Raw genomic sequence first — 13,765 nt, forward strand, 5'->3', positions numbered from 1 at the left:
TTCACCTCGGTATGGTAATATAAATTTTAACATTCTCCGGTATTTGCGTTTCAAATTCAATTTCTCCTCCGTTACTCTTGATTCTTTCCACCATTCCCTTTAACCCAATCTGATCTTTGTTACTTACTTCCTCAAAATGAAAGCCTTTTCCATCATCTAAGTAATCGATACATATTTGTTGATCTGACTCCCAAATCGTAACCGATACACGCTTCGCATCCGAATGTTTTATTGAGTTATTTAATAATTCTTCTATCACCCTGTAGATAGCTATCGGCTTTTCATAATCCACAAAGTGATCATCAGATATATCTACCTCATAAATTAATTGGAATTCACCTTTTTGTTTAAATTGTTCTAATAACTCTGCCAAAGAAAAAGCTAATCCATTGTTAGATAAATCATTTGGAAGAAGTTCCGAGCAAGTTTGTCGAGTCTTATCAATAATGTTCTTTAATCCATTCCTTATTTCTACTAACTCTGGATGATTGTTTTGCGCAAGCTCATCTAACTTTCGATAGATATATATTTGATCCTGTAAAATCGTATCATGAATGTCTCCCGCCAATTTTTTTCTTTCCGTTTCGGCAAAATGGAATAAAAAGCGCGAAAGTGAAGCCGAAGTTTTTTCTTTACTATTAGTAATTTGTTTTACATATTGCTCGTTCATTACAATATTTTCATAAGTAAGTCTAATATACGAACTAAACAAGATTAACCAAGACTTTTCATTAATCGTCAATGATCTATCGTTTTGTTTTTCAATCCATAAATATTTGGAAATAGCATTGTTTTTTGTTAAGAAAATCCCAAGAGATCTACCAATGTTAATGAACGTTTCTTCTTTATTATTTTCGATAGCTTGTTTTAATGACTTTTTGTTTACATCCGACTTTCCTACTAAATGTTTTAACTTAATTTGTTCTAGTGAGTCTTGATAATCAATAACCGTGATTGTTGTAGTATTAAAATGTATTCCTATTTCGTTTATAATGAAATTTTCTAAATCTTTTAAGGTCATGATCCTAGATAGTTCTTCCCCTATTCGTTCAATAAATTGAGCATTATTTGATTTATCATGAAATAAAAATCTACGAAAATAAAAGTCAAATCGTTCTTTTACCAATAGATAAAGAATATGAAATACATATATAATGACAAATGTTTGGAAAATGGTAAAAATATGAAAGGAAGAACTTAATAATACTAAAACAATGGATATAAATAATGAAGGAAATAATGCCATACCTCCATAATAAATGAACCGATTAAATACAAACGTAAGGTCTAATAATTTTTTTGTTAAAATTAAATAAGTATATCCAAAAGGGATAGCAAAAAATGCAATTGCTGCTACATAAGAATCTATCCATGGTTCACCGAATAACGATGGTAAAGCATGTAAAAAAATAAATGGTCCGAATGCACATGTTGGAATGAATAACATCCAGAGTAAAAAAGTTTTATGTTGTTGTGTATGTTTGTTTATTAATAATCGAGTTATTTTTAGTAAAGGTAGAGAAACATTTATAAGAAAATAAAAAATAAATAATGTTCTTATAAAATTTAATGTGGGGTTTAAATTTAAAAATTTAATATTTAATGATATGTTCACCTCTAAAAATATACTAACAATATACAGAGAAGGTAGCATAAATAAAGTAATTAGATTAAATTTCTCAAACTTTTTATTGTGTCTTTTTAAAACTCTTTTATTAAATAATGTCTCTATTATAAATCTTTGAAAATAATAGCCGGACAACTGAAAAGTATAAACAAATATAATGATTGAAGTTATATCCTCAAAACCTGATTCAGAAGAATAGAAAAATGCTGTTGAACCAGTTAATAAAAAAATAATAAGGTATTTACTGGATTTATTACCACTTTGTATGTATATAATATAAGTTAATAAACAACTTATTGCCGAAAACGAGAGTGGAAAATAAAGTTTGTCCCATAAAAATTCATAGTTTTGTTTTGTAATATGAACTATCATATAAACATGTATAAGCAGATATATAATTACAAACAGAATATAGTAGTTTTTCTTTTTCAACCGATTCCACTCCTTACGTTTAGGTAAATAAGTATTCTAAAAGAAAAGAGGTGATTATGATGATTATGAGTGCAGTAAATGAATTATTAGAAAAAGACAGTAGTCAACTTTCTCAAGTAAACGTTGATTCTTTTTCACTTGAAGAAATCTCTATTATTGAAGAAAGTATTAATCAAGATAAAGACGAAAATGTTAATTTTTCAGAAAAATATTTATGGCTGTAAAGAGTTGTTGTTTTAATCGATGACTTGTTTTTAAGTTATCAATACCAACTTTGAATTTGTTTAGAAATATTTTTATCACAATCGAACAGTAAAGCAGTGCATCACCGCTCATCAAATCCTGCTGAATTCTTTCTGCATCAAGATTTGATGAGCTATTTAAATAATAGTCTTTAATAGAATCATAGGCTTCATTTTTTGTATTTAAATAATAAATGATTGGCAAAGTCCTTTTTTTAGATAAAATATCATTTTTGATAAATCCATTTTTCATGTCTAAGACATCATTTCTTAATTGAAAAATGACCCCTAAATAATTAGCGTACTCTTTTATGCCTTTATTTATTTCATCATCCACTTTACCAGCACCTACTAAGCATGCAAGTCGTATCAATGATCCAGATTTCATATTACACATTTGAATATAATCATCTTCGCTTATGATTTCATTTTTCAAATCGATTTGTTGTCCATTTAATGACTGCAGCATAAGGTCTTTAATTTTTTGTTTGATCCACAGTGTCTCATTCACGCCTGCTATGCCATCCGTTTCTTGCAAACAAATGATTAACATTCCGACGACAATATTTAAATTAAATGCATCATCAACATTGCTCCACGGAACATCTTTTGCATCTCGATCTTGAATATCATCCAGTATATCGGATGCAAGTATAATTAATTCGACAATAGTCATCGCTTTCATTTTATGAATACTATTTTTATTTTCTCTAAAAATATCAAAATGAATTTCAGTTAATTTAGCAAAATTAATAGACTGATTAAACTTAAATTCTACATAACGTTTCGCATCAACTCTTAAACTATCTTCCATAAACCCTTTATCGATAAATTTACATGCTGTATCAATTAATCTCTCTCTAGGCATTCAAATCCCCCTTTCATTTTATATTAGCATAAATTTTAGTATAATCTCATTTTTTTACAATTTTATTATATTTATGTAAACCGTTTTTTTAAGGAATCTAGTAAATTAAAACGAATAGCAAGCAATGGTTGAATAGATATTCACAAATACCTTCCAATTACTTTATAATGGCGGTTTTTAACAAATTGTACTAGAAGTTTGATGCCCTAAATAATTCGCTCATGATTTGCCGATTTTTTTAGGAAACCTCTAAATTATTGCTTAGTAATTTCAGTGGTTTTTTACGGAAAATACGGTTGAAAATAATGGTATGATGTAATTAAGATTATTTGATAATTTTTTTGGTGATGGATCGGATAGGGAAAAATAATATGATATTGTTCAAAATATTATTAGTTGCCTCTTGTTCTTCTTTTGATCACTGTACGGGAATCAATGAATCTATCTTAAATATCACAAGTAATAAAAAATTATCTCGCGTAATTTCGATGCAAAAATGGTAGTTATGCAAAAATGGTAGTTATGCGAAAATGAAAATTCAAAATTAAAATACTCTACACCAACTCCAGAAGGGTTGGTGTATATAGATATCACTAGATACGTCTATGCGATTATGTATAACTGGGGGCAATCCCCATTGAACAAGAAAAAAGATTGCTTACAGAAGATGAATTGGAGGTTTAATAGGTGAGTGATTATTTTCGTGTGATAAAAGAACGACCGTAAGACCTGATAGAATATAATGATATTATAAAAAAATATAAATTTAATAAAAGTCCTTGAATAACATAACAATAGTATGTAGAATTATACATAATTGTTATATTATTCAAATTATTAATTGATGAGGGTGAAATGTTAGAAGAATCTTTTATTATGCTTATCGTTATGGTTATTTTACTTGGTAGTTCGGTCTCTTTTGGTAGTACAAGTTATGCTAGTGAAGCAAAAAACACTAACACTTTTATAGACATCGCTTATATTTATTAGATTTAGAAAATAATCAATATAAAATTGTTAATGAAGATAAAGGGAGTTACTAAGGTAAAGTTGCATTGGTGGGGAGCAGCTATTTAGTTGAGTAAAACCTTTGCTATAAATACATTAATAATTGATGTACCTATAACAGTAACTGGTCTTGTAAGTTTGATTAGGACTGCTACAACAAGTGTTACTGGTCCAGAAGTGTTACTCTGGTCCAGTAATTGCAGCTGTGGCGGGAACGGCTGTTTCTGCATATGTTGCACAATATGTTAGTTCTCCCATAGCCATAGGTGACAATTACAGGTAAATAAAGAACAATTCGTCCGCAGTAGGAGGTTATTTTCATCATGCAAAAAGGAACCTTTTATCCAGTATTGATAATAATATGTGCGATGATATATGCTGGTACCATTTCTTGGATGGTGACTTCATTTATACCAATTAGTAACTTTAGAACAGTTCTTTTGTTTATCTTACTTCTTTTTGGTACCTTAGTGATGGTTGGTCTGCTTAAAAAGGCTAAAGAAAGTTGAAAGATGAATTAATTGTGTTTGCAATATTACTTCGTGTAACATCAGCTCTTTATCTTGATAATAAGTATTCGCTGATTTTTACGGATTGTCTTTATTATTAAGTTTGATAGCTTTTATTTTAGCCGTTAAATATTTGAGGAATGGAAAACGTACAAATCATTAAGAGTCATATAAGTATTTGATGCTAGTATAGTTTCACGGGCATTCTTAGTTAAGTTATTAAAATCAATTTTACCAGGGTGTGCCCGATGAAACCTCAAAATAATAATAACTTCATCTCAGCCTCTAACACAATTACTTTCTATCCTACTCTTTCCTAAAACACCAGTTACAATGAAGTGATCAAATATGAGTGTGTCTGTATCTTTAAAAAAGGCAACGAAAAAAACTAATTTGATCGTGAGCAAAATGAATATGATAATAGTCCGTGTTTAAAAAGGATCGAGAAGTTCAAGGCGGCGTAGCTTTGAGGAACGGAGCGTATGCTTTTACATACGTGAGTACCGGAAAAGCCAATACAGGAATTCGATGTGTCATTTTTGTTGGACTTTTTGAACAACCTCTAAAAATATCAAAATGAACTTCAGTTAGTTTTAGCAAAATTGAATAGACTGATTAAACTTAAATGCTATATAATGTTTCGCATTAGCTTTCACACTTTCTTCCATAAACCAAACCCTTTATCGATAAATTTAATTGTCATGTTAAAACTATTACCTACTTCATTTATAAAGAGTTATCTGATTTGTAGTTTTTAAGGGATTTACCTAAATATTGTCTTTATACGTTTAGGGGATTTTTTTGCGGAAAATACAATTTAATAAAATGATATGATTTAATTAAGATGAATTTTTTTATGGGTTTAAAATTCCTTCTTTCGCTCTACAATTAGGGTTCAGCTGATGAGGAAGTGGTTTCGATGAATGATAAACTAAAGTTGAATTTAATAAAATACATAAATTCATTCCCAGTTATAGGCTTACTTTCTAGTTTACTCTCTTTTATTTTATTTTTTGGAATTATCGGTGTAAATGTATTGTTTAATGCCATTTATAGCATGGATGTTATTTTATGTAGCATTTAAATTAGTTTTAAAGAAATATAAAGATTAAAAATTGGTATGTATCCAGCCCTTAATTTTATTAAGAAGGAAGTTTTAATAAATACAAATTATTTATTATTGATCTTATTTACTAGCCCTTATGGTTTGCAATGTTTATACATTAGAAATATTAGTAATTGATAAAAAATAGCGATCCAAGGGGTCTAGGTGTTTTTGCTTCATCTTATGTTGCACGTCCACTTGTTATAGAAATAAACTGGGTAGGCCAAGTGTGCGAGGTTGGTAAAAATTGAGTCCATTAAAGCGGATATTGATAAGTTGTTTAATTGTAATAGGATTATTTTTCACAATTATTATATGGGTTAAACCAGGCGTGCTACAATCTTTTTTAGTTGGACTTACTATTTTTGTGGCTATTGTAATGACAAACTTTATCGCACAGAAAAGCGATCAAAAGAAAAAATAAAAAAGCGCTTGTCAAATGGGGATAAAGATCTTCTAAGTGTAGCCAATTCATAACCGTTGCTCAGTTTTGAGTATGACATACCTTCCCGCTTTTGGTTTTTTTATCCGAAAATCTAATCCTTTTATCAGAGTGTTCTCATTGAGAATGCTCCTTTTTTACTTTTCTAAAACTAGTAGTGGAGGAGTGCTTTCTACAGTGTTCATTGTGTACATAACTTTACGAATAGTACTACCATAAATGATCAAGTTGTTCCAGATGTTGAAAACTCCTAGTAAGAACACCAATAGCACCCAAATAGGTGGCCCATTGTTGTTTAAAAGTACCAAAACCTTTTAGGCTTCATTAACCAAAACAGAGGTGAGAATACTTGAATCAAAAAACAGATTATTTTCTACCAACCCTATTTATTATTTTGTTTGTAATAGTATTGATTAATAACCCCTTTGATAATGAACAAGTTAAACACGTTTCGTTTGTTCTATCTTTTATTGTTCTTTGTTTATTAACTTACGTTTTTTACAAGAAACGGATATATAACATAGTTTTTCTCTTCATTTTCCTCCTATTTATTTATCTATTTTTCTTTATTAAAATTTTGATCTAACTTTCCAGCTCTAAAAAAGGAAAAGTTTGTCTTCACGAAGTAAGACAAACTCTTCCATAATAATATTCTATACTATTTAATTAAATTGCACTTATCCATCACTCTATGAGTGGTTAGTTTCACGATCTTACATACCCACCAAATTTTTCACTTACCGCTTCAACAATTTCCTTAAATGATGCATCCACTTCTTCGTCCGTCAACGTTTTTTCTGGATCTTGATAATGAACATTGTATGCAATGGACTTTTCGTTATCAGCAATATTTTCACCAGTATAGACATCAAATGCTTCCACACGTTTTACAAGCGGTGTCCCGATCCGTTCGATCTCTGCTTTAATGTCGCCTGCAAGCACATTTTTATCAACAACAAATGCGATGTCACGTAAGATGGACGGATATTTTGGTACAGGTTCGTACGAAAGTTCATGTTCTGTCGTTTGTAAAATATATGCTAAATCGAGATCGAATACATATGTTTCCTTTAAGTCCTTTTCTTTTGCAAGGTTCGGATGAATTTGCCCAAGAAATCCAATTTTTTGATCATCAATGGAAATCGTTGCACATCTACCAGGATGCATCCCTTCAACTGTTGCTTGGTCAAATGTTACTTTTCGATTTAAATAACCGAATAATCCTTCGACAATTCCTTTTACAACATAGAAGTCCACTTGCTTTCGTTCTTGTTGCCATTGATGATCAAGCCATTTTCCAGTTATCGCACCCGCAAGACGAAGCTGTTCTTTTGGCTGTTTCGTAAGTGTTTCCTCTTCAGATAAAAAGACGGAACCAGCTTCATACAATGCAACATCAGCTTGCTTTCTAGCTACATTATAAGTGAGCCGATTTAGCAATTCAGGTAGTAAGCTTAAGCGTAAATATTGATGGTCTTCACTCATTGGTCTTGAAAGCTCTACTGGAATGAAATCTTTCGAGAGTTCAGGGCTAACGAATCTTGTCGCATCCTTTTGATTTAACAATGAATACGTAATTGCTTCGGATAAGCCGACACTTTGTAAATAGCCTTTCATTCGACGTTTTAACAATTGCTCGTCTGTAAGCCCACCTGGTTTGGATGCATTTGCTGGCAATGTATAAGGTAAATGATCATAGCCAAAAATGCGCGCTACTTCTTCTAACATATCTTCAAAAATAATAATATCACCACGACGTGTCGGGATATTTACAGTAAAATCCTCACCGTTTCGTTCAAATGTAAAGCGTAACTTACGTAAAATTTCTTCCATTTCTTCGATTGAAATGTCCGTACCAAGTCTTTTGTTTACATAGGATGCATTCATTGCAACCGTTTTTTCACCGCGATCTAACTGATCAAATTCAGCAACACCTTCGATTACTTTTCCACCTGCATATTGAACGAGTAATTCACATGCACGTAACCCAGCTTCTTTTACCCGATTAGGATCAACACCTTTTTCGAACCGGGAACTTGCTTCACTTCGGAGTCCTGTTTGTTTTACTGCTTTTCGGACTGTTTGCCCATCAAAATATGCTGCTTCAAGTAAAATCGTTTTCGTGTCGTCATTTACCTCTGTATTTGCTCCACCCATGACACCTGCAAGTGCGACACCTTTCTCACCGTTCGTGATGAGTAAATTTTCATCTGTTAATGTACGCGTTTGATCGTCTAATGTAACCATTTGTTCATCGTTGTTTGCACGTCTGACGAGAATTTCTTTTGAGTCGAGTAAATCATAATCAAATGCGTGTAGCGGCTGCCCATATTCAAGTAATACGTAGTTCGTAATATCCACGACATTATTAATTGGGCGAATGCCTGCCGCAAGTAAATAATTTTGCATCCATAATGGAGCCGGTCCTATCGTTACATCTTTAATGATGGACGCACCATAGTAAGGACATAAGTCAGGATCATCTACCGATACCTTCACATAGTCTGACACTTGCTCGTCTATTGCCTCTATGGTTGGTTTTGGTAACGAAATTTCTTCTCCTAATATTGCTGCTACTTCATAAGCAACGCCTAACATACTTAATGCATCCGCACGGTTCGGTGTTAAATCAAATTCAAGTACCGCATCATCTAGATTAAGCAGTTCATCAACCGACGCTCCAACTACAGCATCTTCTGGCAGCACAGCAATACCCTCTGCAAAAGCAGGTACAATAAATCTTTCTCCAACACTAAGCTCTTGTAAAGAACAAATCATTCCATTTGATTCAATTCCCCGCAGTTTTACTTTTTTAATTTTAAAATTGCCTGGTAACACTGCTCCAGGTTTTGCAACGACAACTTTTTGTCCTTGAGCGACATTCGGTGCGCCACAGATAATTTGTAACGTTTCTTCCCCTACGTCCACTTGACATAATTTTAATTTATCTGCATTAGGATGCTGTTCACATTCCTTCACATAACCAACAACGATATTTTCACTTTTTTCATTTACGATATATTCAATTCCGTCAACTTCGATCCCAGATTTCGTAATTTTCTCAGCAAGCTGTTCTGGTGTAAGCGATCCGAAATCAACGTATTTTTTTAACCAATTTAATGATACTAGCAAATTAGTCCCTCCTCTTAAAAATTCCTAAACTAATATAATTGTTTTCAGCGATACAGATCAGTCTTTCGTTTTGACAGTTGAAATTTTCGCACTTGCTCCGGATATTTACGCAGTTTGACTAAAATTCCAGCACTTATTCAAAATTTTCCGCAATGATACACGAAATTTCAGCACTTTTTCTAAAATTTACGCACTTTAATTAAATTATCCGCACTTTCCCTAGAATTTCCGCACTCTCTTGAAAGACTCAGCACTTGCTCAATAAATTTCAGCAATCCCCTTAAAATTCCAGTAATGAAACTTAATTTTCCTCAATCATGCATAAATTTTTCGCAAACAACCGAAATTCCACACAATAACAAATAAAAATTCCGCTAGGTGCCCGAAAATTTGCCGCGCTTCTAAAGCATCGTGTTACATAACGCATGAAGTTGTTTTACACTTTTTTACGGAAACTCTCCATTTCTTTGTTCATCCTACTTTTAAGCTTCATGAAACTGTTTCAAGAAGCGGATATCATTCGTATAAAAACGTCTAATATCATCAATTCCGTATTTTAACATCGCAATTCGGTCTGGTCCCATGCCAAATGCAAATCCTGTGTAAACATTTGGATCATAGCCGGCCATTTCTAGCACTTTTGGATGCACCATTCCAGCTCCTAAAATTTCAATCCAGCCTGTTTGCTTACAAACGGAACAACCTTTTCCACTACATACTTTACACGAAATATCCATTTCAACAGATGGTTCTGTGAATGGGAAAAAGCTCGGACGAAGACGAATTTCTCTGTCTTTTCCAAACATCTTTTTTGCAAATAGGTCGAGTGTCCCTTTTAAATCACTCATACGCACATTTTTATCGACGTATAATCCTTCAATTTGTGTGAACTGGTGACTATGTGTTGCATCATCACTATCACGACGGTACACCTTACCTGGACAAATCATCCGTACAGGCTCATTTCCATTAAGGGAGCGCATCGTCCGTGCTTGAACAGGTGATGTATGTGTACGCATTAGCAGTTCATTTGTTAGATAAAAGGAATCTTGCATATCTCTAGCTGGATGGCCTTGTGGTAAATTTAGCGCTTCAAAATTGAAGTAATCCGTTTCCACTTCTGGACCTTCTCGAACCTCATATCCTAAACCGATAAATAAATCTTCAATTTCTTCGATAATCGATGTTAAAATATGTGTTCCGCCAAAGTTCACTGGACGACCCGGAAGTGTGACATCAATCGTTTCTTTTTCCAATTGTTTTTCAAGTTCTGCTTGTTCTAACAATTCTTTTTTCTCATCGATTGCCTCTTGAATCGCTGCTCTTACCTTGTTCGCAAGTTCTCCAATTACCGGCCTTTCTTCTTTGGACAATTTACCCATCCCACGTAACACTTCAGTAATCGATCCTTTTCTTCCTAAATAAGCAACTTGCACTTCTTGTAAATCTTTTACGTTTTCTGTTTGACTTACTTTTTCTACCGCTTCTTTTTCTAATCTTTGTAACTGTTCTTGCATATTTAAAAACCTCCTTCATAATCATTCACTATTTGTTCTTTTTGGATGGTTCAGTTTTCGACTTACGTCATGCGTATGATTATTTAAAACAATAAAAAAAGCCCTCCCAAAAAAGGGACGAGGCTTGTTGTTCGCGGTACCACCCTTGTTGATGCAATAATGCATCCAACTTTTCATTTGATAATGGAAATCATTCCAGAACACGATTAAGTGTCAGCTCAAGTGAGTGAATCGTAACAGCTCGGTACAATAGAAATGCTTTCAATCTATGACATTTCTTCCCTTTCTTGCCCTTTGTTGCTCGTTACTTGGCTCTCTGTCAACGCCGTTTTTATATGAAACTACAAATAGTATATCCAAGCATTCATCATTATGCAACTATTTTCTCATTTTATACATTAATATGCCCGCTGCGACACTTACATTTAATGATTCTGCTTGACCGTAAATAGGAATTTTTACAATGTGATCAGCAGCTTGTAAAACCGCTTCTTCTATTCCTGCTCCTTCATTTCCGACAATGAGAGCCGTTTTTTCTTCGCCTTCTATATCATGATAATCAATAGCATCTTCTAGTGCGCTTGCCCATATTGTATACTCGTTATTTTTTAACTTTTTTATCGCTTCTAATATGTCATCCTGCTCAATTGGAATATGAAAAATCGAACCTTGTGACGCGCGAATTACTTTATCATTGTAATGATCAACTGTTCCGACTCCGAGCACAATTTTTGAAAAGCCTGCTGCATCGGCCGTGCGAATAATCGTTCCTAAATTTCCAGGGTCTTGAATCGCATCAACTAAAAGGACAAAATCATCTGCCTTTTGTTCTAATTTTTTCATTTTAACAACAGCGGCAATTCCTTGTGGTTTTTCTGTTTGTGTAACTTCTTTAAAAACTCGTTCATCAACATATGTAATTGTATATTGATTACTCCAATCTGGAACATCGACTCCTTCACGGACGATGATCGTATCTATTTCCCAACCACTTTTATATGCTTCTTCTATTAAGTGAAACCCTTCAATTAAAAAACATTTCATCTCTGTTCGGTATTTTTTTGTATGTAATTTACGCCAATTTTTCACTTGATTATTTTGAATCGATGTAATCACTTGCATCATTCCTCTAGCTTATTTATTTCTATCATACATATTCCAATGATGTCTGGTCAAACTAAATAAAAATAATGACGAAGGAGAGTAATTTGACATGGATTTGGATATAAGAAAAGCAATTTTACACAATATTAAAGAAAATTCGAGAGATCAACTAGAGGCAACAATTGTCGATGCAATTCAAGATGGGGAAGAAAAATTACTTCCCGGACTCGGGTTTTTATTTGAAATCATTTGGAAACAGTCTGATGAAGATGAAAAACTAGAAATGCTTGATGCACTTGAAAAAGGAGTAAAACAAGCTACAGTTTAAAGAAATATCATGAAAGAGGAAGCCAGTCTACTACATAAATATCAACCTTATTTGCTTCATTATTAAGGAATTTCCGCAACTAGCTTACCTCTTTTATCGTTCTTTAGTTTTTTGTTTAGAAAACTGACGTGGATGAATGCCACCGACACTTTTTCATCGTTTTCTCCTATGAGGGGAACGAGCCTGGACACAGCGTGACATTTCGACGCAGTTTCTCGTACGAAGGGAACGCGGAGGAACACTCACGTGACTTTTATGAATCGTTTGGTTCAATCATAAACGACCATTATTTTTAAAATTGCAACATTAGTCCTATTTCTTCTTGATTATTTTACTAATAAAAAGTATGATATAAAGAGAATTAAAATGGGGCGATCTAATGAATAATATGAATTATTATCTACCGAATACAATTCAATCAAACATTCAACCAAGTCAATTGATGCAAACAACGCAAGCACCGATGCAGCAGACGATGGATTTCAATCAATTATTATTAGCAAAAATTGAAATGGCAATGCAATTAAATAGTCAAATGGACAATTCCATGAATAGCATGTCCTCTTTTTTTCCTAATATGTTTCAGTTATTTAACCCTGACATGTCAAGTATGTGGAATAACCAATTTAGTTCTTATGGCACGCCAATGGAACAAGCTTTTTCGGCATATAATTCTACTCCTTATCCAATGCAAAATCCTGTGCATCCTGCTGTAAATCCTTATCAAGCGGTTGAAGGGGCGGGACTAAAGAAACAGCCGCCAACAAATGAATATAACCATTTAATCAGCCAAGCAGCCCAAAAATATAACGTCGATGAAAACTTAATTCATGCGATTATTAAAATGGAATCGAATTATAATCCAAATACGAAAAGCCATGCAGGAGCAGTTGGTTTGATGCAATTGATGCCTGTTACCGCTCGCGAAGTTGGTGTAACAGATCGCTGGGATAATGCGCAAAACATTGATGGTGGGACACACTACTTTAGTAAAATGCTCGCCCGTCATAATGGAAATGTGGAATTAGCACTTGCTTCCTATAATGCTGGTCCCGGTAACGTAAAAAAATACGGTGGAATTCCTCCTTTTAAAGAAACACAAAATTATGTGCGCAAAGTAATGGATTATTATGTAGGTTAAATTAATAATTAGACTAAAAAGGATTAGTGTTAAAAACATTAATCCTTTTTTCACTTTCGAAAAAATATCCTCATTCTTAAAGCAAAGTATTTTTAATTTATTAGTCGATAAATAACGTTATCATTTCGCTTATTAGCTATAAACTTGAACATCATTTAATGAACGTTAAAGGAACACGATAAATAATAAAATGAAACTCAATCCTACTAATAATGTTTCTGAAAAACGAATATTCCTTTTCATTCACCAGATGGTTTAAAATATCACAACAAGAAAAAGAACCCTTCCAATGAAACCGATAGTTAATAGG

General features: G+C 33.0%; 10 protein-coding genes. 5 read left to right on the forward strand and 5 right to left on the reverse strand.

What is annotated here, in order from left to right; translation table 11 throughout:
- Position 1 precedes the first annotated feature (1 nt).
- Positions 2-2,059, reverse strand: coding sequence for a sensor histidine kinase (locus DFR56_RS14560; protein ID WP_110396180.1), 2,058 nt, complete (start codon positions 2,057-2,059; stop codon positions 2-4).
- Positions 2,060-2,118: 59 nt separating this feature from the next.
- Between DFR56_RS14560 and DFR56_RS23030 the strand changes: the two genes are divergently transcribed.
- Positions 2,119-2,283 carry a hypothetical protein gene (locus DFR56_RS23030; RefSeq protein WP_158525661.1) on the forward strand — a complete coding sequence of 55 codons (165 nt, stop codon included), beginning with the start codon at positions 2,119-2,121 and terminating at the stop codon, positions 2,281-2,283.
- Here the strand turns inward: DFR56_RS23030 and DFR56_RS14565 are convergent.
- A complete protein-coding gene (locus DFR56_RS14565; RefSeq protein WP_110396181.1) occupies positions 2,252-3,169 on the reverse strand; it encodes a polyprenyl synthetase family protein in 918 nt (305 codons plus the stop codon). The genes DFR56_RS23030 and DFR56_RS14565 overlap by 32 nt on opposite strands.
- A gap of 855 nt (positions 3,170-4,024) precedes the next feature.
- Between DFR56_RS14565 and DFR56_RS23725 the strand changes: the two genes are divergently transcribed.
- Together DFR56_RS23725 and DFR56_RS14570 are read left to right on the forward strand one after the other, a co-directional pair.
- Complete coding sequence (locus DFR56_RS23725) at positions 4,025-4,159, forward strand: hypothetical protein (protein WP_280523462.1); 135 nt, start codon at positions 4,025-4,027, stop codon at positions 4,157-4,159.
- A 341-nt stretch (positions 4,160-4,500) separates the two neighbouring features.
- Positions 4,501-4,686 carry a hypothetical protein gene (locus DFR56_RS14570; RefSeq protein WP_110396182.1) on the forward strand — a complete coding sequence of 62 codons (186 nt, stop codon included), beginning with the start codon at positions 4,501-4,503 and terminating at the stop codon, positions 4,684-4,686.
- 2,252 nt (positions 4,687-6,938) lie between these two features.
- Here DFR56_RS14570 and pheT read toward each other — a convergent pair.
- The 3 genes from pheT to DFR56_RS14585 all read right to left on the reverse strand — a co-directional run bounded on the left by pheT (position 6,939) and on the right by DFR56_RS14585 (position 12,004).
- Complete coding sequence (pheT, locus tag DFR56_RS14575; protein ID WP_110396183.1) at positions 6,939-9,365, reverse strand: phenylalanine--tRNA ligase subunit beta; 2,427 nt, start codon at positions 9,363-9,365, stop codon at positions 6,939-6,941.
- Between the two features lie 482 nt (positions 9,366-9,847).
- On the reverse strand, positions 9,848-10,882 hold the full coding sequence (pheS, locus tag DFR56_RS14580; protein WP_110396184.1) for a phenylalanine--tRNA ligase subunit alpha: 1,035 nt from the start codon (positions 10,880-10,882) through the stop codon (positions 9,848-9,850).
- A gap of 378 nt (positions 10,883-11,260) precedes the next feature.
- Positions 11,261-12,004 (reverse strand): TrmH family RNA methyltransferase, encoded by a 744-nt coding sequence (locus tag DFR56_RS14585; protein WP_342353165.1) that lies wholly within the window; start codon positions 12,002-12,004, stop codon positions 11,261-11,263.
- 91 nt (positions 12,005-12,095) lie between these two features.
- On the opposite strand from DFR56_RS14585, the gene sspI reads away from it, so the two are divergent.
- On the forward strand, positions 12,096-12,314 hold the full coding sequence (gene sspI, locus DFR56_RS14590; protein ID WP_110396185.1) for a small acid-soluble spore protein SspI: 219 nt from the start codon (positions 12,096-12,098) through the stop codon (positions 12,312-12,314).
- A gap of 379 nt (positions 12,315-12,693) precedes the next feature.
- Positions 12,694-13,455, forward strand: a complete 762-nt coding sequence (locus DFR56_RS14595; protein ID WP_244916543.1) for a lytic transglycosylase domain-containing protein — start codon at positions 12,694-12,696, stop codon at positions 13,453-13,455.
- Positions 13,456-13,765 lie beyond the last annotated feature (310 nt).

This window comes from Pseudogracilibacillus auburnensis (genome assembly GCF_003201975.1).
Taxonomy (GTDB): domain Bacteria; phylum Bacillota; class Bacilli; order Bacillales; family Amphibacillaceae; genus Pseudogracilibacillus; species Pseudogracilibacillus auburnensis.

Bases quoted from the DNA above. Each gene is read 5' to 3' on its own strand.
- DFR56_RS23030 (WP_158525661.1), top strand. From the start codon at position 2,119: ATGATTATGAGTGCAGTAAATGAATTATTAGAAAAAGACAGTAGTCAA.
- DFR56_RS14565 (WP_110396181.1), bottom strand. From the start codon at position 3,169: ATGCCTAGAGAGAGATTAATTGATACAGCATGTAAATTTATCGATAAA.
- DFR56_RS23725 (WP_280523462.1), top strand. From the start codon at position 4,025: ATGTTAGAAGAATCTTTTATTATGCTTATCGTTATGGTTATTTTACTT.
- DFR56_RS14570 (WP_110396182.1), top strand. From the start codon at position 4,501: ATGCAAAAAGGAACCTTTTATCCAGTATTGATAATAATATGTGCGATG.
- pheS (WP_110396184.1), bottom strand. From the start codon at position 10,882: ATGCAAGAACAGTTACAAAGATTAGAAAAAGAAGCGGTAGAAAAAGTA.
- DFR56_RS14585 (WP_342353165.1), bottom strand. From the start codon at position 12,004: ATGCAAGTGATTACATCGATTCAAAATAATCAAGTGAAAAATTGGCGT.
- sspI (WP_110396185.1), top strand. From the start codon at position 12,096: ATGGATTTGGATATAAGAAAAGCAATTTTACACAATATTAAAGAAAAT.
- DFR56_RS14595 (WP_244916543.1), top strand. From the start codon at position 12,694: ATGAATAATATGAATTATTATCTACCGAATACAATTCAATCAAACATT.